General features: G+C 47.9%; 18 protein-coding genes. 5 read left to right on the top strand and 13 right to left on the bottom strand.

Annotated features, from left to right (window positions below):
- Positions 1 to 817: 817 nt before the first annotated feature.
- Positions 818 to 2,809, bottom strand: a complete 1,992-nt coding sequence (gene uvrB / locus MKY73_RS01875; RefSeq protein ID WP_091013102.1) for an excinuclease ABC subunit UvrB — start codon at positions 2,807 to 2,809, stop codon at positions 818 to 820.
- A gap of 169 nt (positions 2,810 to 2,978) precedes the next feature.
- On the opposite strand from uvrB, the gene MKY73_RS01870 reads away from it, so the two are divergent.
- Positions 2,979 to 3,776 carry a flagellar motor protein gene (locus MKY73_RS01870; protein ID WP_339238065.1) on the top strand — a complete coding sequence of 266 codons (798 nt, stop codon included), beginning with the start codon at positions 2,979 to 2,981 and terminating at the stop codon, positions 3,774 to 3,776.
- Positions 3,760 to 4,602: a flagellar motor protein MotB gene (locus MKY73_RS01865; RefSeq protein ID WP_339257606.1), complete on the top strand. Its 843-nt coding sequence runs from the start codon at positions 3,760 to 3,762 to the stop codon at positions 4,600 to 4,602. Before MKY73_RS01870 ends, MKY73_RS01865 begins: the two co-directional genes overlap by 17 nt.
- A 177-nt stretch (positions 4,603 to 4,779) precedes the next feature.
- Here the strand turns inward: MKY73_RS01865 and MKY73_RS01860 are convergent, their stop codons facing one another.
- From MKY73_RS01860 to MKY73_RS01850, 3 genes are read right to left on the bottom strand one after another with little or no spacing between them, the layout of a single operon-like run.
- Positions 4,780 to 5,958, bottom strand: coding sequence for an ABC transporter permease (locus MKY73_RS01860; RefSeq protein ID WP_339305424.1), 1,179 nt, complete (start codon positions 5,956 to 5,958; stop codon positions 4,780 to 4,782).
- Positions 5,951 to 7,147, bottom strand: coding sequence for an ABC transporter permease (locus tag MKY73_RS01855; protein ID WP_339305422.1), 1,197 nt, complete (start codon positions 7,145 to 7,147; stop codon positions 5,951 to 5,953). Before MKY73_RS01855 ends, MKY73_RS01860 begins: the two co-directional genes overlap by 8 nt.
- Before the next feature lie 12 nt (positions 7,148 to 7,159).
- Positions 7,160 to 8,095 carry an ABC transporter ATP-binding protein gene (locus MKY73_RS01850; RefSeq protein ID WP_339305420.1) on the bottom strand — a complete coding sequence of 312 codons (936 nt, stop codon included), beginning with the start codon at positions 8,093 to 8,095 and terminating at the stop codon, positions 7,160 to 7,162.
- 211 nt (positions 8,096 to 8,306) lie between these two features.
- Between MKY73_RS01850 and MKY73_RS01845 the strand changes: the two genes are divergently transcribed.
- Both MKY73_RS01845 and MKY73_RS01840 read left to right on the top strand, forming a co-directional pair.
- A complete protein-coding gene (locus MKY73_RS01845; protein ID WP_339305418.1) occupies positions 8,307 to 9,518 on the top strand; it encodes a sensor histidine kinase in 1,212 nt (403 codons plus the stop codon).
- Positions 9,519 to 9,539: 21 nt separating this feature from the next.
- Positions 9,540 to 10,229 carry a response regulator transcription factor gene (locus MKY73_RS01840; RefSeq protein WP_339305416.1) on the top strand — a complete coding sequence of 230 codons (690 nt, stop codon included), beginning with the start codon at positions 9,540 to 9,542 and terminating at the stop codon, positions 10,227 to 10,229.
- An 89-nt stretch (positions 10,230 to 10,318) separates the two neighbouring features.
- Here the strand turns inward: MKY73_RS01840 and MKY73_RS01835 are convergent, their stop codons facing one another.
- From MKY73_RS01835 to ftsE, 5 genes are all read right to left on the bottom strand, one after another.
- Positions 10,319 to 11,647 carry a PDZ domain-containing protein gene (locus MKY73_RS01835; RefSeq protein WP_339305414.1) on the bottom strand — a complete coding sequence of 443 codons (1,329 nt, stop codon included), beginning with the start codon at positions 11,645 to 11,647 and terminating at the stop codon, positions 10,319 to 10,321.
- A 64-nt stretch (positions 11,648 to 11,711) separates the two neighbouring features.
- Positions 11,712 to 13,184, bottom strand: a complete 1,473-nt coding sequence (locus MKY73_RS01830; RefSeq protein WP_339238080.1) for a S41 family peptidase — start codon at positions 13,182 to 13,184, stop codon at positions 11,712 to 11,714.
- Positions 13,185 to 13,319: 135 nt separating this feature from the next.
- Positions 13,320 to 14,600, bottom strand: coding sequence for a peptidoglycan DD-metalloendopeptidase family protein (locus MKY73_RS01825; protein ID WP_339305412.1), 1,281 nt, complete (start codon positions 14,598 to 14,600; stop codon positions 13,320 to 13,322).
- 188 nt (positions 14,601 to 14,788) lie between these two features.
- Positions 14,789 to 15,706 carry a permease-like cell division protein FtsX gene (gene ftsX, locus MKY73_RS01820; RefSeq protein ID WP_339305410.1) on the bottom strand — a complete coding sequence of 306 codons (918 nt, stop codon included), beginning with the start codon at positions 15,704 to 15,706 and terminating at the stop codon, positions 14,789 to 14,791.
- Positions 15,696 to 16,382, bottom strand: a complete 687-nt coding sequence (gene ftsE, locus MKY73_RS01815; RefSeq protein WP_024631580.1) for a cell division ATP-binding protein FtsE — start codon at positions 16,380 to 16,382, stop codon at positions 15,696 to 15,698. The genes ftsX and ftsE overlap by 11 nt, the downstream gene beginning before the upstream one ends.
- A 254-nt stretch (positions 16,383 to 16,636) precedes the next feature.
- On the opposite strand from ftsE, the gene MKY73_RS01810 reads away from it, so the two are divergent.
- Complete coding sequence (locus tag MKY73_RS01810) at positions 16,637 to 18,067, top strand: VanW family protein (RefSeq protein WP_339305408.1); 1,431 nt, start codon at positions 16,637 to 16,639, stop codon at positions 18,065 to 18,067.
- A 230-nt stretch (positions 18,068 to 18,297) separates the two neighbouring features.
- Here MKY73_RS01810 and MKY73_RS01805 read toward each other — a convergent pair whose 3' ends face one another.
- The 4 genes from MKY73_RS01805 to MKY73_RS01790 all read right to left on the bottom strand — a co-directional run bounded on the left by MKY73_RS01805 (position 18,298) and on the right by MKY73_RS01790 (position 22,006).
- Positions 18,298 to 19,851 (bottom strand): MDR family MFS transporter, encoded by a 1,554-nt coding sequence (locus tag MKY73_RS01805; protein WP_339305406.1) that lies wholly within the window; start codon positions 19,849 to 19,851, stop codon positions 18,298 to 18,300.
- 72 nt (positions 19,852 to 19,923) lie between these two features.
- The gene (locus MKY73_RS01800; protein ID WP_339305404.1) at positions 19,924 to 20,607 is read right to left on the bottom strand and encodes a hypothetical protein; all 684 of its coding nucleotides are present in this window, start codon (positions 20,605 to 20,607) and stop codon (positions 19,924 to 19,926) included.
- A gap of 32 nt (positions 20,608 to 20,639) precedes the next feature.
- Positions 20,640 to 21,368: a polymer-forming cytoskeletal protein gene (locus MKY73_RS01795; RefSeq protein ID WP_339305403.1), complete on the bottom strand. Its 729-nt coding sequence runs from the start codon at positions 21,366 to 21,368 to the stop codon at positions 20,640 to 20,642.
- A 14-nt stretch (positions 21,369 to 21,382) separates the two neighbouring features.
- Complete coding sequence (locus MKY73_RS01790; protein ID WP_339305401.1) at positions 21,383 to 22,006, bottom strand: YhbD family protein; 624 nt, start codon at positions 22,004 to 22,006, stop codon at positions 21,383 to 21,385.
- Between the last annotated feature and the right edge of the window lie 94 nt (positions 22,007 to 22,100).

The following is a 22,100-nucleotide window of genomic DNA, read 5'->3' as shown; positions in this document are numbered from 1 at the left end:
GACACCCGAAACAAGCGGTGCAGCGGTGAGGGGTCGGGTCTTGCTATGTGAAGGGTTGTCGTGTGCCCGCGGTTTCCCATAAGATTCCGGCCTATTGCCGGAACCTTTATGGGACCGCTCTACTGCGAGATGGCGCTCTCAGCTTCGCCACGTTCGCGACAGGTCGCCATTGCCTTCGGCTCGGCTCCAAGGTCAAGGGCGGGACGCTCTCGGCTTCGCCTTGGTCGCGACAGGTCGCCATTGCCTTCGGCTCGGCTCCAAGGTCAAGAACGGGACGCTCTCGGCTTCGCCTTGGTCGCGACAGGTCGCCATTGCCTTCGGCTCGGCTCCAAGGTCAAGGGCGGGACGCTCTCGGCTTCGCCTTGGTCGCGGCAAGTCGCCATTGCCTTCGGCTCGGCTCCAAGGTCAAGAACGGGACGCTCTCGGCTTCGCCTTGGTCGCGACGGGTCGCCATTGCCTTCGGCTCGGCTCCAAGGTCAAGGGCGGGACGCTCTCCGCTTTGCCACGTTCGCGGCAGGTCGCCATTGCCTTCGGCTCGGCTCCAAGGTCAAGAGCGGGACGCTCTCCGCTTTGCCACGTTCGCGGCAGGTCGCCATTGCCTTCGGCTCGGCTCCCAGGGGACACGACTCCCAATTGCTTTCCTATAAACCTTTTAACCAATTTCAACATTTCTATCAGTATAGACCCGAATTCAAGATTTCAACATCTCTTATTACCGGTACATATCAACGATTTCCTTACTCAACAAGAGAACGGCCAATTGGCCGTTCTCTTGTTACAGTTCCATCTTTATTGGAGCATATGAATGAGCTGTATCTTATTCAGCGCGAAGTTCCAGCAACGCATCACGAAGCTCGGCAGCACGCTCAAACTGCAGGTTTTTGGCTGCATCTTTCATCTCTACCTCTAGGCGCTGAATAAGCGCCTGACGGTCTTTCTTCGACATCTTCTCGGCAGCACCGGTGAGATAGTCTTTCTTGGATTCGGCAACTTTGGTTGCCTCAATCACATCACGCACTTTTTTGCGAATCGTCTGTGGTGTGATTCCATGCTTCTCGTTGTACTCGATCTGGATTGCACGACGACGTTCTGTTTCCTTTATCGCTTTATCCATCGAATCCGTCACTTTGTCACCGTATAGAATAACGCGACCCTCGCTGTTCCGTGCTGCACGGCCAATCGTTTGGATCAGTGAGCGTTCGGAACGCAGGAATCCTTCCTTATCGGCATCCAGTATAGCTACGAGGGATACTTCAGGCAGATCGAGACCTTCCCGGAGCAAGTTGATACCAATTAGGACATGGAAAACGCCCAACCTTAAATCACGTAAAATCGCCATCCGTTCCAACGTCTTGATCTCGGAGTGCAGATAACGAACCTTGATTCCAACTTCCTTCAGATAATCCGTCAGATCCTCGGACATCTTCTTCGTCAATGTGGTAATCAATACACGCTCGTCTTTGGCAATTCGGTCATTAATCTCACCGATCAAATCATCAATCTGCCCCTTGGTTGGACGCAGTTCAATAATTGGATCAAGCAATCCGGTTGGACGAATAATCTGTTGCACCATCGTATCGGTATGTTCAATCTCATACGGGCCCGGTGTTGCTGATACATAGATAATCTGATCCATTTTGCCTTCAAACTCTTCGAATTTGAGCGGACGATTATCCAGCGCTGACGGCAGGCGGAAACCATGTTCAACCAATACCGTCTTCCGCGCTTGGTCACCATTGTACATCGCACGGATCTGTGGCAGAGTCACGTGAGACTCATCGACCACGATCAACATGTCATCCGGGAAATAGTCCATCAATGTATATGGAGTATCGCCACGTTCACGGAAAGTCAATGGACCGGAATAGTTCTCAATCCCCGAACAGAATCCGACTTCCTTCATCATCTCGATATCATACCGTGTGCGCTGCTCCAGTCGCTGAGCCTCCAGCAATTTCCCCTGCTCACGCAACACTTCAAGACGTTCCTCCAGTTCACGCTCAATGTTCACCAGTGCAACCTTCATCGTCTCTTCTTGCGTTACGAAGTGAGACGCCGGGAAGATGGCAATATGTTCACGTTCGCCAATCAGTTCTCCGGTCAACACATCAATCTCCGTAATTTTCTCGATCTCATCACCAAACAATTCAACACGAATTGCATGTTCACCCTTGGAAGCAGGGAAAATCTCAACAACATCCCCACGAACACGGAACGTACCCCGTACAAAGTTAATATCGTTCCGCTGATACTGGATCTCTACCAGACGGGACAAAATCTGATTGCGAGGTTTCTCCATGCCTACCCGAAGTGACAGCAACATGCTTGAATACGAGTGCGGTGAACCCAAACCATAGATGCAAGAAACACTCGCTACAATGATGACGTCCCTACGCTCAAACAACGAACTTGTCGCTGCATGCCGCAGTTTGTCGATCTCTTCATTAATACTTGAATCCTTCTCGATATACGTATCGGAGGACGGGATATATGCTTCTGGCTGAAAATAATCGTAATAACTGACAAAATACTCAACCATGTTATTAGGAAAAAAGTCTTTGAACTCACTTGCAAGCTGCGCTGCCAACGTCTTGTTGTGTGCAATAATCAGCGTCGGACGTTGCAATTGGGCTATCGTCTGGGCTATCGTAAACGTCTTACCCGTACCGGTTGCACCCAGCAGTGTCTGGTATCTCTTCCCCTCCTGAACACCCTTCACCAATTCCTTAATGGCAGCAGGTTGATCACCTTGGGGAGAAAACTCTGACTCGATTTCGAACGTTTTGTCGCTCATTATAATATCGCTCATTGCCGTATCTCACCCTATCGTCTAAAATAATAGTCACTATATATTGTCGAAGTTCCCCGAATTTTCATATGGGAAAACTTATAGTAATAGGAATATTTGTTCCCTTTTAATTATACCTCGTTCGTTTTAGTGATGCAAACGTGAAATGAAGATAGGAGTGGGTTAATTTATGGATATTGCGACACTTATCGGTATTATTGCCGGAATTGCCGCAGTCATTAGCGGTTTTTTGTGGGAAGGTGGTCAGTTGTCTGGTCTCCTGCAAAAAACGGCTGCTTTAATTGTATTCGGTGGAACGATTGCTGCTGTGGTTGCCAGTTTCCCAGCACATCGTCTTCGTACGATTCCAGCTGCCCTGCGTATGGCTTTTGGACGTCACAATAATGATTCAGGCTTGTGGGTTGAAGAATTGGTCGAGATGTCTTCGATCGCACGCCGCTCAGGTGTGCTTGCATTGGAACGCAAGGTTATGGATCATCCGCATCCATTTTTGCAAGACGGTATTCAGATGGTTGTCGATGGTACGGATCAGGATGTGGTTCGCCAGATCCTTGAGATGGAGATTGACTCTATTGAACAAAAACATGAGGGCTACGCCAAAATTTTCGAATCTGCTGGTGGTTATGCCCCAACCATGGGGATCATCGGAACCGTGATGGGACTTATTCAGGTCCTTGGCAGTTTGACCGATCCCACCGGACTCGGACCTGCTATTGCTGTTGCCTTTACCGCAACCCTGTATGGGGTCGCCAGTGCCAATCTTATCTTTTTGCCCATTGCCTCCAAAATCAAATCCAGAGGTGCTGACGAAGTGCAGACCATGGAAATGCTTCTCGAAGGTGTACTTGCCATTCAGAACGGTGAGAATCCCCAGCTTGTACGCAAAAGACTGGAGTCTTTCACCCTTACGCATCGTCAGCCTATACGCCCCCTAGCAAAGGAGGGATTGGATGAGTCGGCGCAGTAAACGGCGCGGAAAACGTGAAACAGTTGATCATCGGGATCGCTGGATGATTACTTATGCCGATCTCATAACCTTGCTTCTGATCTTTTTTGTCATCATGTACGCCATGAGCAATCTGGATTCCGGTAAATATGACGTCGTTACTCAGTCGTTACAAAATACATTCAATGCGTCCGACTCGATCCTTGAACTTGGTGAAGGACTCGGCGAGAAACCCGGACAGACGATTACAGAGACTCCACCATCCGGAATTCAAGGGGAAGATTCTTCAAAAGGTGAAGGAAACCCTTCCGATTCCGGGACAGCAACGCCAGATGATGATGACAAGCCCCTCACAGAACGGGAAGAACAATTCAGATCACAGGAGCAGGAATTGCAAAATCTGTTCAATGTGATTACCCAATATATCGAGGATAATAAACTGGAAAATCAGATTTTTGTTGCGGACAAGCCACAGGGCCTATCCATTACACTTAGTGACCGCTTCCTGTTTGATCAGGGACAGGCCGCTCTAAAGGACGGTGCAGCACCAACGCTCAGTAAGCTTGCCAGCCTGTTCCGGGATCTAAATACCGTTGTCAGCATTGAGGGTCATACCGATAACGTTCCTGTCGGAGCAAACTCGGCCTATACCGATAACTGGCAGCTTTCCGGGGAACGCGCACTGTCTGTATTACGCTTTTTTCTGGATACAGAGAAACTTAACCCGGACGGATTCCAGTATGCCGGATATGCGGATACTCGCCCAACGGGTGACAACACCACAGCGGCGGGAAGACAAAAGAACCGTCGGGTCGAAATCACTGTCTTGCGTCAACTCCAACCTTAATCATCTATATCTCGTTTAATGCATCATTAACATTCTTCAATCTTCATTCTTATTTAAAAGAAAAGACACGTTCTGCTGAATCAAGTTCAGGCAGAACGTGCTTTTTGTTTGATATCTTTTTCGGTTGACATTAGCTCTCCAAAACTCGTCTTGATCTTGATCTACTACATCCTATGCCTATGCCTCTACTCCTGGCTGGCTAGGACGCAGAATAGCAGAGCCTACAGTCAGCAAAATGGCAGCCATGCCAAACAAAATTAATAATGGCAGTGTAATATCTGATAACGTACCGCCAGCCGAGATTGTCTCCACCGCCTGAATCGCCCATTTCTGCGGAACAAAGTTGGCAAGCTTTTGCATATAATCAGGCATGAACGAGATGGGCCAGAAACAACCACCTATCATGCAGGTAGGCATAATGACAAGTGAATTCAGCATATTCGCATTTTTGGGATTACGGATTAATCCTGCCACGGTACTTGCGAGCCCTATGGAGACCAACATGAATGCTGCCAAGATCAGGAAATGAATGCCAATAGGAATACCAGCATCATAATGAATCAGCCACCTGCTGACTCCCAAAACGATTACAATCTGAATCATACCAATGACAAAGCTGCCCAGGAAATTGCCAAGCGCAATCTCATATGCACGAACGGGTGCCGTATATACTCTCGCCATCGTACGTTTCCTGCGATCTTCCATGATCACAGCCACTGCACTGGTCAGCAGCCCCATCATAAACATGATTGTAAATCCAGTCACATTGTTCAGGCCTGGCTTGGGATAGATCTGCAGAGCGGTGACTTCACCAGCAACCTGATGCTTTCCTATCTCCTGTAAAAGCTGTTCAAACCGCTTCTGTATACTCGATAGTTTATCAGTCTCCCTTGAGACAGGACCTGCCGCCACGATAACAGCTGAAGCAGACTGTTGCAATCCGCTCGTCAAACCTTCAACAGCTGATCGCAGTGTGTAGGAAGCTTCGCTTATCCGCAGCTCCACCAGTTGAATTTCGGTTGACTTGCCTTGTAAGAGATCTTCCGTATACCGCTTCGGAATAATGATGCCAGAAGTTCCTTTTTGCTGAGCGATGGCTTCCTTCACTTCTGCTTCGTTGGTCATCGGCTTGAGCAGATACTCCTCTTTGGCAGCAAGTTCTTGAATCATCCACGCACCTGCTGCCCCTCCATCTTCATTGACATAGGGAATAACAGTACGTGCACTCTGCTCGTTTCCAAAAAGGGCAACCGCCCCTGTAACCACCAGGCAAGGCAGAAGCAGGAACGTAATAAAGCCCATTTTACGACCAAGTGTACGTCTAATCATCAACCAGGCGATGTGTAGACTATTCATATCGGTATCCTGCCTTTCTATAGATTAATCCTGAAATCAACAGTAATACAGCACATACCACGCCCAGCATCAGAATGCTATATACAATCTCGCCTACTGGTGCATCCAGCATCATTCTCAGAAAACTCTGGAGCGCCCAGTGGTTAACCGTGAATTCGCTAAGCCGTTGTACAAAATCAATCGGAATGGGTCTAAACCCGCCACTAATAAATGTCATGGCAATGATGATACCTTGGATGGTTGCGCTGGCCGATGCCGTGGTTTTGCATATCAATGCCACGATCACGCCAAGGGTCATGGACGCCAATGTGATTCCTACACAAGTCAGCACAATATACCAGGGATGCGTTCCCCAATCCACACCGTAGAACCAATACGTCATAAGGATAATCGTAGTTGCTTGCAAGAAAGCGAGCAGACTATTGCCTGCAATTTTGCCAGCGAAAATAACTCCGTTACCAATCGGCGCAGCCTGAAGGCGAATCAATGTTCGGTTATCCCGCTCTCCAAAAAGGCTGGTACTTGTTGTCATACCCGAGTACAACATAAACATGGCCAGCATGGATGCGGCATAGTATTGAGAAGCGCTGTAGGCTGTGTCTGTTTTTCCGGGATTAACCACAGCAATGGAGGTTGAACTCGCCGCACCAGACTCCGAAGAAGAGGCCATGGCAGCAATTGCTTCCGGACCAAGCACTTTGGTCATCGCCATCTGTCGGTTCCATTCATCCGTAAATCGTGTGAACAAAGTTTCACCCAAGGTGTTGAGCGTATTATCCTTCCCTCGTATCCACTGTAACCTGGCCTCTTTCCCCATCATCACGTTCTGCTCAAAATCCGAAGGAATCATTACAGCAAAGTCCAGCTTACCGGTACGCAGCGAATGGACAGCCTCTTCTTCTGTCTTGAAGTCCTGCACTTTGACCATCTCAGCTACCGCTGGGGAATGAACGAATGTATCCAACGCTTCATTAAGCGTATCTGATCCTCCACCAGATTCAGTACTCAAATGGATAATTCCCACACGTACACTATCTGGAATAACATCATCCGCCGTCCCCATCGTACTGGAAAGGGCCGTGCCCAATATAAAAATCAGTAACAACGGCAGAATGAACAGGTTCAACACCACAGATCGAATCTTAAGAATACGCCTCAATTCAAAGATGCAAATATGCCATATATTCATCTCTTGCTCCCCCTAGTCCCGCAGCGTACGCCCGGTCAGATTGAGGAACAACGTTTCCAGGTCCGGCTCTTCGACCTTGAGCGACTGAATGGATATTTCATGTTTGCTGCAAATGAAGAGCAGATCCTGGAGATCCTGCTGTGCTGAAGGCAGCGTTATGGTCAGTGTATTCTCTAGAACGTCTACCGATCGCACGCGAGGGTGAAGTTTCAATTCTTCCACGACGCCCGGACCGATACCAGAAGTGGAGAGCACTACTTTTTCCTCCGATGCCACCCGTTCTCTCAGCTCTGCTTCCGTGCCACAGGCAATGATTCGCCCTTGATCCATAATCGCAACCCGGTGACTAATCGCCGCCACTTCCTCCATGTAATGACTTGTATATATAATCGTTGAACCCATCTTGTTGAGTGTGCGTACCGATTCAAGGATATGATTCCGCGATTGTGGATCAATGCCTACTGTCGGTTCATCCATAATAATGAGATCCGGGCGATGTGTAATCGCACATGCGATGTTTAACCTGCGTTTCATACCGCCGGAGAAGGTCGAGGGAGCATCCTTTGCTTTATCCTGTAACCCTACAAATTCAAGGGACTCCTGCACTCTTTCCTTAAGCAATTTGCCACGTAATCCATACAGGCGGGCGAAAAAGGTTACATTCTCGGCAGCCGTCATGGTTTCGTACAAAGCCAGATCCTGCGGAACCAGTCCAATTTTGCGCTTTACCTCAAGTGGCTGCTCCTTAACCGATATCCCATCTAATCTGATCTCCCCCTGATCCATGTTCAGGAGCCCGGCTATCATGCTGATGGTGGTACTTTTGCCTGCTCCGTTGGGACCGAGCAATCCGAAAATTTCGCCTTTGCCAACACTCAGGTTCAAATGATCCACGGACAACTTACTGCCGTATCGTTTCACTACATGATTCACTTCAAGTATATCCATCCCTTATACGCCCCTCTTCCGTCTCGGCATCTGCCGCTGGATTTCATATTTGTATTGTAACGGATCGCAATCTGTAACGAAGGTACAAAAAGTCATGAATCGAAGGTGACTTAAGTCATCTCCTGCTTCGAATGCTGCTTATGGTATAATCAAGGGCGCATTACCGAGAGATTTTCTACTCCACTTTTTATATAAAGGATGTCACAACCCTATGCCGATGCGGTTTCTGCAATATGGATTAATTATCGTTCCAGCCGTGCTGTACATGTTGATGCTGCCCTTGGAAAACGAAGCTGTCTACACCCTGTATATCATTATCGCGCTTGGACTCTCCGTGTGGAAAGATTTCACTCGTGCAAGTACACAGCAGTGGCTGTTGCTTCTGGCCGAAATACTCTGGAGCTGTTGGCTGATTGCTTCGTATGGACCCATCCTGCTATTCCTCTCTCTATCCGTGCTCTACGTGTATATATACAGACTCGAGGGAAACCGGAGATGGTTGATGTTTGCCATTCAGCTTGCCGCAAGCAATGTCGCTTTGGGATGGTATTATTCTGTGCCACAGGTAACGCAGCCAGGGTTAACCACACTAAATACAATCACCACCACATTATTCTCCGCAGAGGCAACAACGATGGTCCTTGGCAACCTGCTTCTGCTCATCACAGCGGCTCTCTCCTGGCAGGGATCAAGAACAGCGAGCAGCCGCGGACAACTGGAACAAGTCTATGACGAGCTCCGCAGTAAACATTACGAGCTTCAAGAAGCACGTGCACAGCTCCTGTTATTTACAAAGCAACTTGAAGGAGTAGCTCAGGCAGAGGAACGCACACGTATCTCCAGACAGCTTCATGATGATATCGGACATCGGCTGATTCGCACCAAAATGATGTCGGAAGCCGCTCTGATGACTCTCCCCCGAGATCGGGAAAAAGGAACGGAATTGGTGAGACAGATTCGTGATCAATTGGCCACCAGTATGGATGATATGCGAAGTACACTTCACAAACTGCGACCGGATTCCTATGGTTCCAATGCCTATGCACTGGATCGTCTTCTTGAGGAAGTGGGCAGAGATACCGGGGTGAAGACACATTTTGAAGTTCAAGGCGCATCCCATGTGCTGTACCCCAGCATACAAATCGTTTTATACAAAAATGCCAAAGAAGCCGTAACGAATGCACTACGGCACGGAAATGCCTCTTCTATCACATTGGAGTTGGTATTCGCGGATCAGGAAATCTGTATGAGCGTAAGTAATGATGGCAAAATTAATCCGCATTCGTCTAAGACAAGTGGCATAGGACAGGAAAGCATGTGTCTACGTACACAAATGGTGGGAGGAACCTTGGAGATTCAATCAGCTTATCCGTATACCGTGATTACACGCATTCCAATAACGAACCAGATGGATCTACTCTGAAAAAAGGAAGTGAATGTGCTCATGTCCGAACGGAATGATGTGAACAACAAAAAGGATTCAGCCCAGCACCCACTTATTCGGCTGCTTCTCGCCGATGATGACTACTTCATCCGCGAAAGCCTTAAAGTGTTGCTTGAACTGGACTCCGGCATTTGCGTTACAGGCACAGCCTCAAATGGACAGGAAGCGTTGAAATTACTTGAAGCGGGGACACCTGCGGACGTGGTCTTGATGGACATTCGGATGCCCGAATGCGACGGAGTCGAAGGTACTGGGCTGATCAAGGCACATTTTCCTGAAATTCAGGTGCTCATGCTGACTACGTTTGACGACGATGAGTATATCATTCAGGCATTACAGAATGGAGCAAGCGGTTATTTGCTTAAAAATGTGCCGCCTGAACGGATTATTCAAGGCATCAAGACCGTACATAACGGCGATATGTTAATCCATCCGGATATTGCCCGCAAGCTAACAGGCCTTCTTCGTCCTTCTCCAACTTCCCAGACTCATCACCCAATCGAAGCCTATGGACTGACCCGTATGGAGCTGGCGGTTGCCGAGGCCATATCGGAGGGGCTATCCAACAAGGAAATTGCCGCCAAACTGTTCCTCAGTGAAGGCACGGTCAAGAACTACGTCACCGATATTCTGGGCAAGCTGAACTTGCGTGATCGGACCCAGATCGCCATCTTTATGTTGAAAAAATAACAAAAAGGTATTTCCCTTGCCTATGACGGCGCTCGGAAATACCTTTTTCATTGCTTGATGTATGCAACATACTTCATCACGTATGCTAGTTACATCTCCACGGACCCTTTATCACTGGCCACAGGAGCTGGCGGTAATGCCAAGGGAGCTTCGTCCCTGTGTGGTTTTTTCAGACGGGCAAGCAACTTGAGGTTGATGATATGGAACAGCGTCAGTGGACGCAACCGAATCGCCCAGACCTCGTGATTGTCAGGTGCCATAATGACCCCAAGCTGATGATGTTCCCCTTCATATATTGCTCGCTGCATGAATTTGCTTTCTCCCTGGTGATTTCGTACCTCTAGCTTGCAAAAAGCCGGGTTCATCCGCAGGGCGCGATGCAACTCTTCCGGTGAATGAACCAACTTGCCATTCACCTTGTACAATGTCTCTCCTGCTTCAATCCCCAAATCTGCAGCAGGACTCTCCGGTATAACAGCCAATACCTTCAACCCATGCTGCGGATGGACAAATACCGGACTGCGGTTTTGCTCTTCAAATGCACTGTACCATATCAGAAATTCATGTCCAATAAATGCAATCAGCGCAGCAACCACCATGAGTGGAGACCACCATGCAGCAAGTAAACTGAACACGAGCAAAGTTGCTCCATACATCATCAATCGCTTGGATGATATCTGCACCTTTTGTCCCGGAAGCATACTCTGCGTTATCTCACCAAATCCGAGCATAATTGGCAAGGCAACCAGCATATAACTATGACCTGCATTCATCAGTGGATTCCATGCCAGCTCAGCGCCACCTCCTGTGACTGGGACAAGAATCAGTAGGGGAATGGCCCAGAACTGCTGCAGTTGATATCCACCAACCAGTTTCCCGCGTTTTCCCTCGAAGAGAAGCGGTGATGCCATGGATACTCCCTGCATGCGTACCAACAGGGCTTCACCCATATGTAGAAGGGCCGCCAGAACAAGCAGTGCAGGCATATCCAAGGTACGTAACGTTTCCGTTATACTGCCTATCCAACCTGAGGGTTGCCAGCCTGAAGCCAGATTCAAACCAAATTGCAGCACACCCAGTAACCCGGCCGCGTAGGCAAAACACAGATACCGGATACGAAACAAGGATAGAATTAACGTTGCAGCCCATATGCATATCAGGCTTCCCAGTGTAAGATGTGCACCGAGGAATAGGGATACAATCGAGACGATGGTACCAATGAGTATGCCTCCCAGTACGGCACGAATCGTCTGTGTAATTGAGCTTTGCAAACGAACATGAAACAATTTACGCTCCTGCAGTAATTGACGATGATAGATGAGCGCAATCAGGATCACCGCAATATAATAAAACGGTTGAATAAACAACTGCAACACTGCTTCGCCTAATGTAGTTAACCACGGCCATACCCATTCCATCGTGGTTCTTCACCCCTCTCTTTCAGCCGGTTCAGAAAAAAAGAAGGCTGAAAATCAGCCTTCTTTATGGCTTCGACACAGCGGACGAAATATCCTTTGAGACATTTTCGATCGCGCGTTTCAGCTGTGCATCATATTGAGGATTGGCAATACGTTCAATCAGAGCCGCTTCCAGTGATTCAGCGGTTTTCTCGTCAATCTGGCCTGTGGCCTGAATGCCTTTTTGCTTCTGGAATGCCTTGACCGCTTCTTCCGTCTTCTGGTCGTAGTATCCATCCACACGATCCGGTTTGAAATCGAGTCCTCTCAGCATCGTCTGCGCACTTTTCACATCCGTGCTATTGCTGTCATATTTCAGTGGTAACTTCTCTTTATTAATCGGTGCCACCGAGAAATAATCCGGCTGGTCTACCGCAATATCCGGTTTGATTCCTTTTTCATGAATCCAGTCCCCGTTCGGCGTGAGCCATTTAGCAATGGTAATCTTCAGCAAGCTGCCGTCACCCATTTGCTTGTCATAACTCGTCTGCACGGTTCCTTTACCAAAGGAATTTTCACCAATCAACTTCGCACCTGCTGACTGTTGTAATGCACCGGCCAAAATCTCCGACGCACTGGCACTGCCTTTGTTCATCAGGACTGTGACTGGATAAGCTTTGGCTGATCCATTGGATTTGCTTTGTTCCTTTTTGCCGTTCTTGTCTTCGACTTGCACAATAACCTTGCCTTTAGGAACAAACTGTTCAGCAATATCAATCACGACTTGCAATACACCGCCTGGGTCATTCCGTACGTCGATGACCAGACCTTTCATGTTCTGCTTCTCAAGCTTCGCCAACTCTTCCTTGAAGCGATCGCCTGTATTCAAAGAGAATTGAGTAATGGCAATGACGCCAATTCCGCCATCCTCCATGTGAGCATATACGGTCTCCAGATCAATGTCATCCCGCACAATAACAAACTCAATCAGTTCGGTAGATCCGGCACGTTTGACCTGTACCTTAGCTTCACTGCCCTTGGGACCTCTGATTTTGTTGACAGCCTTGTTCAGTTCCAACCCTTGCAGGGATTCGCCGTTCACTGACATAATCATGTCTTTGGCACGAATACCCGCTTTTTCGGCAGGTGATCCTTTGATTGGGGAAACAACAACGACATTTCCATCCTGTGAGGATACCTCTGCGCCAATACCGGTAAATGAACCTTCGATCGACTCTTCAAACTGAGCAGCCGTTTCCTGCCCCATATAGTTGGAGTACGGATCACCAAGGGATTCCATCATGCCGTTGATCGCACCGTCAATCAATTTGGTCTGATCCACGTCTTTATAATAGTTGCTTGAGATCAAATCCATCGCGGTTTCAATCTTCTTCAAATCGTTCTTCTGCTGTGTACTGCCGGTTACACTGGCTAGCAAACCCTCGCCAGCTGTGGTCTGGTTCGCTATTCCTGGGTAAGTCATTAGTACCAGGGTTAGCAAACTACCACCCAGAAGACCCAAAATGACAAGCAGTAGCGCCGATCTTTTTTTCATCATCCGTTTGTCACCGCCTTTCGTTTTAAAGCGTGTCCGATTCCATTGTTGCTTGGACCCATTCCCTGAACATGCCAGCTTAGTATATGTCTAGCTTGTACGGAATATGTTTTTTCCATTCGGTCAATGGAGCAATAATTACAAATAGTTCATCGGATTTACCGCGGTACCGTTATCTCTTACTTCAAAGTGCAAGTGAGGTCCCGTGGAGTTTCCTGTATTACCTGACTCAGCAATGGTATCACCTTTGCTTACAGTGTCTCCCTTGCTGACTTTAAATCCACCTTCGCGCAAGTGACCATATAACGTCCAAAGACCACCGCCATGGTCCACAATAACGGTATAACCATAACCGCTATACCATTCAGCCATGATCACGATTCCGCCAGAGGCCGCGTGAACTGAAGTTCCTTGAGGAACAGCAAAATCGACACCGGCATGCATCTTACCCACTACACCCGTAATTGGATGGGTACGGGGACCGAATCCAGAAGAAATACGTCCTCCAGATACCGGTTTTGAGAAGATACCATTACCGGATGAATAGGTAACCTCACTGCTGCTATCCGCGCTGACTCTGGTTGGTGCCTTGGCGGCAGCTTTCGCCCGGGCAGCAGCTGCTGCTTTGGCTTTGGCCGCTGCGGCTGCTTGCTGTTCACGCAATTTATTTTTCTCTTGAAGAAGGGCCGAACGTTTGCTGGCAATCTGCATCAATACGTCTTCCTGCTCTTGTGTCAACTCTTCTGACTCTTCGATTTTAGCATCATATGAAGCGAGAAGCACTTGCTTTTCCGCTTCTTTTTCATTCAATTGGGACTTGCGCTGTTTCTTCTGTGCATACAGGCTCTTGGCTTCCGCATATTGCACATCCAATTCTGCCTTTTTGTCCACGACAAGTTGCTTGTCCGCTTTGTGCTCATCCAGCAGATGCTGATCCTGATCCACGATCGTTTTGAGTGAATCCGCACGGGTCAGAAAGTCAGTGAAGCTGGTGGAGGACAACAATACATCCAGATAGGATACAGCACCGTCTGTATACATCAGGCGTACACGTGACTCCAACAATTTCTCCCTTGCAACGATGCGTTCTTCTGCCGCTTGCAGATCTTTCTTCGTTGTACGGAGATCTTCCTCCGTGTTCTCGATTTGCAAGGATACGCTAGCCAGTTCATCACTAACGATATTAATCTGTTCCATGACAACCTTCAGATAAGCGTTGGTTTTGTTCTTGTAATGCTGCGCTTCCTTTTTGTTGGAAGCCGCTTTTTTTTGCTCCTGCTTGGCAGAAGCTGCCTTGCTCTCCAGTTGCTGAATCTGTTGGTCAATATCGCTGATGCTGCTCTTGGCATATCCGTCAGAAGGTTGAAGCGTCAGACTGGCCAATAACGTTAAGGCCAGCAGCGAAGCAGTTTTTTTCAAAATGATGATCCCCCATCCTATGATTTCACAAGAAAGCAACCTGCACAGGTGGTGAACAGCATGTTCTTTGCTTTCTTCCATCTTAAAGACTCCGTCTTTCCTACATATCGTCAAACAGCGTCCATTAATGAACCTGCTTTGTCATTCTTTTCGACATATTCTGCAATTTGATCGTTTCAAAACAAAATTTAAACGTTAAGTGATTTTCGAATGGACAATGTACTTCCCAAAATACCTACCAGCACACCGAGTCCGATCAACAGGGTTCCAAACAGCAGCCAGATTTCGCTGAGCGGAATCAAGTTAAGCATCTGCATGAAGACATCCTGACCAATCGTGGACATCAACTGGCTGTATCCGACGAACAGTACCGCAACCGTAATCACAGAGCCAATAAATCCAATGAGTGCACCTTCAATAAAGAAAGGCCAACGGATAAAGGTGTTGGTTGCACCAACCAGCTTCATAATACCAATCTCCCGGCGACGGGCCAGAATCGTTACGCGAATCGTATTCGAGATCAGGAACATGGACATGAGACCCAGTCCCCCAACAAAAATAAATCCGATGTTACGAACAAGCTTCGTAAATTTGAACAACACTTCCACCGTTTCCTTGCCGTAATTCACTTTCATGATTGGCTTCTCCGGGTGTTTTTCGTTCAAAGCTTCGATTTTTTGCGCCACAAAAGTGACGGTTTCCGGTTCAATAACCTCAACTTCAATGGTCTCCGGCAGTGGGTTGTTGTCCACATCGAAACCGCTAAGCACGTTATCTGCACTCTCTCCAAGACGATCACGGAACTCCTTGAGTCCTTCTTCCTTGGAAACAAAACGAATCTCACTTACTTCAGGCATCGCGCTGATTTCTTGTTCCAATGTGTTACGCAGGTTCTCGTCCACATTCAGTTCGAGAAACGTGCTGATCTCCACCTGACTATCCACTTGATTCGCCATGGAGTTCACATTAAGCACCAGCAGCATAAACACACCAAGAATCAATAGCGATACAATGATGGACATGATGGAGGCCACAGACATCCAGCCGTTGCGGAATACGTTTTTGAATCCCTCCCGCAGATGGCGCAAGAGAGTACTAAAATTCATAACCGTATTCCCCTCTCATCTGATCCCGTACAATCTGTCCACGTTCAATGGCGATAACCCGTTTACGCATCGTATTCACGATATCTTTGTTGTGGGTTGCCATAACAATGGTTGTTCCCCGGAAATTAATCTCATCCAGCAACTGCATAATGCCCCACGACGTCTCCGGATCGAGGTTACCTGTAGGCTCATCCGCGATAATAACCGATGGGTTATTGACGATAGCCCGTGCAATGGCAATACGTTGCTGTTCCCCGCCTGAGAGCTGAGAAGGTTCACGATTCGCTTTGCTGCGCAGTCCCACCAAGTCGAGTACTTCCATGACCCGTTTCTTGATGTGCCGCTTAGGCGCCTCAATGACTTCCATGGCAAATGCCACATTCTCAAAAGCCGTCATTCTCGGCAACAGACGGAAGTCTTGGAACACAACACCGATGTTGCGGCGCACATAAGGAATCTTTCTTGGCTTCAACTTACCAATATTAAATCCGTTAATGGATATTTGTCCTTTTGTCGGAACTTCTTCTCTGTACATCAATTTCATAAATGTCGATTTGCCTGCGCCGGACGGACCGACGATATAGACAAATTCATTGCGGTCGATCTTCACCGACACCCCTTGTAATGCGTGGGTCCCATTGGCGTAGGTCTTCCACACGTCCTGCATTTCTATCACATCATCACTTCCTGCTCGCATAGTTAGCCATTATCATTTCGACACAATCCCGGCATTTCCTTTAAAAAGACCTGAATTTCATCAGGAAAAAATCCACTTCGTTCCTGTTTCGATGGTGAAGCATGGATTCATATGAAGTTTATTGTAACAAATTTGTTACCTATTGAGTACCCGAAAGTTTTCCTGCAATGGATCATATATATAGAAAGTGTTACAAAATCGGGAACAACAGAAGTATAAAGGAGCGTACGGTTATGAAAAAAATACATTTAACGGTCATTGTTCTATTCTCCATCCTCTTGATCGGCTCCGCGTCATATGGACTGCTGTATATGTATGTGAACCAGCCTGCGCTGCCCAAGAATGTGTATGTTGGCGGCATGCTGGTGGAAGGCAATCGTAAGAACGTATTGCATGAATTGAACGAACAGATCCAAAAGTTGGAGGACTGGCCTGTCACCTTTGAAGTGGCTGAACCCGATCCCCAGACGATGACGTATACCGCAGATCAGGTGGGGGTGAGCTACAACGTTAAAAGCGTGGAATCCGCCATACAGCAGCTGGAGGAAGGTAACCTGTGGGAACGGGCATATGCACGTTATCATTTTCCAAAAGAGTTCTCCCTTCATATGAGTTATAACTTAGAACCACTTAAAGAACATCTAAGCCCTGCTTGGGAAAAAGAAACCTTCGGTACACCTGCGAACGCTGTTCGGCGCATTACCGCAAGTGACAAAGTGCAGTATATCCCGGAAAAGGGTGTCCGCCGGATTGATTGGGAAACGCTCGCAAGTCTCATTCAGGCAAAGCTTCACAGGGATTTCAGTGTACTGAGCGCGGATGAGAAACCCACCCCATTGCTGATCCAGGTACCACTGTATACGCTGAAGCCTGAAGTAACCCTTGACTCACTACGCCAGGAAGGCATTGACCGAAAGATCATCCAGTTCTCCACAGGTCTGGGCAATAGTAGTGAAGGCCGGATACATAATGTCAGCGCAGCGGCGGAAGCGATTAACGGCATGATTCTGCCACCGAATGCCACATTCGATTATGAGAAGGTCATCCGTAAAGCGGAGAAGGATTATGGGTTTCGTGAGGCCCCGGTCATTGTCAATGGAAGACTAACCCCCGGCATTGGCGGGGGAATCTGCCAGGTATCAAGTACGGTGTATAATGCAGCGCTATTGACGGGTCTTGATATTATTGAGCGTCGCAACCACTCCCTGCCGGTCAAATATTTGCCGAAAGGACTGGATGCCACCTTTGCCTCCGGAGCCATTAACTTTCGCTTCAAAAACAACACAGGAAAATCCTTACTCATTCATGCAGAAGTGAAGAACCACCAATTGATCGTAAAATTTTTCGGCACATTCCCGGAGAATGTCAGCTATGCACTTGAATCTCGCACCATTGAAACATTAAGTGTTCCGGTGAAATATGTGTCCAGTGCGGTACTGCCTGATGGCGCTCAGCAGGTGCTACAAGACGGACAGCCTGGTTATATTGTCGAGACGGTAAGAACCAAGAGGCTGGACGGCAAAGTGGTCGAATCCAAAACGATTACACGAGATACGTACAAAGCTCAGAATCGTCTGATTGCCCGCTCAGGTCATAGCAGCCTGCCAGATCCACAAGAACCTTCTGTGGTTGAAGATGGAATCAGCGATACGAAACGGCCATAATTTTTCTCAAAGCAACCGACAACTTACAGATCACGGAATGGTACAAACAAGGTCCTGCCGTAATTCATGGATAAGCATAATCTGATCACACGAAAACAAAAAGACACACTTCACGTCCCTTTTGAGGATAAGCGAGAAGTGTGTCTCTACATTTTCAAGAAAAGTTATTCGAGTTTTACCAAGCTAAGATTAGCTTTACTACCGTAACTTACGGTTTACTGCATTACGGTCTAGTGACCGCCTGTGTATTCGCCTTGCTCTTCGCCTACGACCATCTTCTCTTTTCCCATGAAGAAAGAAGCAACCAACGCGAGTGCAGCCGGAATCACGGCCCAAGCAAACAACTGCACGATGGAAGAAGATAGGGCATGTGTGATGCTATCCAGCACCTGAGGCGGAATCGCCTGTCTGAGTTCTGGTGAGAGCAACGCATGTGGATCGGTCAGATCCATTCCCTGAGGCATACCACCCGCGGAAGCACCACCTGTCTCCGCAGCTGCTCCTGCGAGAGCATCATTCATTTTACGCGTAAATACCTGGCTCTGCACGATACCAAAGATCGTAATACCCATCGTCATGCCGAGGGACCGCAAAAAGTTAAGCGTGGAGCTTGCTGCTCCGCGTCTTCGCGGTTCAAATGCGTTCATGGCTGCATTGCTGAGTACCGAGAACGAAGCCCCGACACCCAGACCAACCATCACCATGTAAATACGTATCGTCCACAGGGAAGAACTCTCATCCAACGTAGTCAGCAATCCGAGTCCAATGACAAGTAAGGCCAACGTAGGAATCATGATATTCCGATATTTGATTTTGGTCATGAGCACCCCGCCAAGGGATGCCGTCACAACGGACCCCAGCATCATCGGTAAAAGTACGAGACCGGAGTTGGTCGCTTTACCACCGAGTACGCCCTGTATGAAGATCGGAATGTACACGGATGCTGTAATGAACGCCGCGCCACTGAACATCCCGATAACGTTACTGGACCAGTAGACCCGGTTGCGGAACATGCCGAAAGAGATGATAGGTTCCTTCGCTCTTGTTTCTGCAAACAGGAACAGCAGCGCTAGTGCTACAAATCCGGCAAACAAGCCAAGAATCTGCCACGAACCCCAGGCAAACGTCTTGCCGCCCAATTCCAGACCAAAGATCAGGCACACGACAGCGCCAATCAGCGTTACAGCACCCAGCCAGTCGATCTGTTGGGATTGATGCTGATGAGACTCCTTGTAGAAGAAGGCAATAAACACAAATGCAATCAAGCCGAGCGGCAGATTGATATAGAATACCCATTCCCATGTCGCATACTGAGTAATGTAAGCACCCAGCAGTGGTCCAAATACACTGGACAAACCGAAGACCGCTCCAAACAGTCCACCCAATTTACCACGAGATTCTGGTGCTACGACATCAAACATGATCGTAAAGGCAATCGGTACCAGAGCACCTGCACCAATACCCTGAATTGCTCTGTACATCGTCAATTCCACAATAGACGTTGCCGTTCCGCACAGTGCTGAGCCAAGCATAAATACAATAATACCAAAGACAAAAAACTTCTTCCGTCCATACATATCGGATAACTTACCGAAGATTGGCATCCCCGCCATCTCAGCCACCATGTACGCGGAGGTAACCCAGACGAACTTGTCGAGCCCACCCAGCTTCCCGACAATATCCCCCATAGCTGTTGCCACGATGGTATTATCCATCGAAGCCATTAGTATGCTGAGCAGTAACCCTGCCAGCACCAATCCAATACTGTTTTTACGTGCAACCATTGTACTCAATCTCTCCATTCACGCTCTATTCATATGACTGCATTAGTATATCCGAAAAGAAGTTTTCGTTAATCAGTCCAAGGACCGATTGCTTTGCAGCAAAACTTCCGATTGCGGATGAATTTGCAGAGATGAACGGTATTCCACTTTACCGATCCGGCAGCCAGGACCGATTTTTATTTTATCGCCACGCACAATTTCGGCCTCGGTATTTTCTAATTCAATATCGTCACCTTCGATAATCTGTGCCTTAAGAATTGACTTATTGCCCGTGAACAAGTCATTCAACCGGCCACTCTTCACGGAGATGATGGAACCGCCCATTTCCTTGACCTCGGATGGACCCATGATTTTGAGTGTCATATGTTCAGCACTAAGCATCCCCGCTATCGTCAACCGTCCGTTCAGCTTGATATTTTCCGCCTGACAATCCCCGGACAGATGAAGCTCACCGACCACTTTGATCTGCTCAGCTTTGGCGTGCAGGCCAGAAGCCTGGATGCCATCCTCACCTTCGTTTCTGGCCGATCGCTCTGTCAGAGTAAGGGTTCCCGTGATTTTAATATCTGTGGACTCAAGCGATCCGTATACAACCGATGTACCCGTACATTTGAATTGATTACAAGATAGATTGTCGTTGAAGGATGCGTCCCCTACAACCTTGACCTTGCCGTACACGCCACCTGCAGAACTGCCGTCACCCATGATGCTGATATCCGATTTTTTGTCCATTGAACGCCCATGATTATTATTCATGCCTATCCCTCCCGTTCTCTCCTAATCAAACTTTAAATCCGCTGACTGCTGCCCACCTTGGCATCCGGATCCACCTCAAGTTCACCTGAGTACTCGACCAGCCTGATATTACAGCCACGACCGATATGAATGTTGCTTCCCCGCACAATATCAGCTTCGGTATCTTCCAGCACAATCTCATCGCCCTCAATTAAGGATGTTTTAAATGACGGGGTCCCGCCCAGGCCAATACTTTTCCAAAATCCATTCTGTTGTTCCTTGCGACGAATATCGATACGCTCTCCGCCAATCTCTTTAGCCGAAGAAGAGGTATGCAGCCTGATCTCTACTGTTCCCGCATTCAGAAAACCACTGATCTTAATATTGCCCTGTACATTCAGGGACTCGCATTGCACATCACCTTCTACATCGATCACACCGCCAATATGAATGCGTTCCCCATCCACTCTTCCGCGTACGGTGCACTTTCCGTTCACTTCAAGCTCAGGGCTATGGAGATCTCCGTTAATCGTCGTCATGCCATCCACACGAACACGGGAACTGGTCAAAGGACCGTTCAATGTACACATGCCGTTAATCGTTGCACTCTCGGAATTCAAAGCGCCGTGCATCTTCAATGTTCCATTCACTTCCATAGAGGTGCAGTCCAGGTTGCCGTTCACTTTAGCCATGCCATCAATCGATACACGGTGAAACTCCCCGCCTGCCGTTTGACTCATGCCCGCCACATTCAAATCATTCCGCTTATTTCGTTCTACCATAGATGATCCTCTCCTTATCCCAATTTGAGTTTTAATTCTTCCATAAATGTTCCCATGGACTGCCTAAGAACCACCTTCACACCATTGTCAAAATAGAACTCCGTTCCTGCTGTAACCAGCATGAATGAAGGAACACCCATCTTACGAATAAGCACGAGTTCGCTCGGTTTGCCTGTGAAACGATAATAATGTTCGGACATCACATCAATGAGCAATGCACCCTCTTGCCTTGTGATGTCTCCGCTCATTAACAACTTATCAAGGACGTAGAGCATCATAATCTGCTCCAAAGCATACAGCGGTTGTTCCCGACCTGCCTCTTTCAACAGATTCAGCGATATTTGTGAAACAATGTTTCGCTCTAACAGATGTTGTGCCGACATCTCCACGTCACCCAACGTGGGCGAGAACACGTCTGCCAGCTCATCCAGCGACAATCCGTCTTTCATATTGAGTATCTTGTCAATGCGAAGTAATATCTGCTGTTTGGGAAAAAAGGTCTCTTGTCCGGTATAGGACGACTTCCGAATAAACCATTCTTCCGGAATGAGATTTTTCCGCTTCCAGCGGTATAACTGGCCGTAGGAGATTCCCGTCAGGTCCAGCAGTTCTTTTTTGGAGATCAAATCATCCGTCATATATGGTCCCCCTTTATAGTAAAATCAGTGTAACATAACATTGTTACGTTGTAAACAACGTCGTAACGAGGTTGATCTTCCCTCCATGCCACTC

Source organism: Paenibacillus sp. FSL R5-0519, assembly GCF_037974275.1.
GTDB lineage: Bacteria > Bacillota > Bacilli > Paenibacillales > Paenibacillaceae > Paenibacillus.
This window is presented reverse-complemented; position numbering and strand designations above follow the sequence as displayed.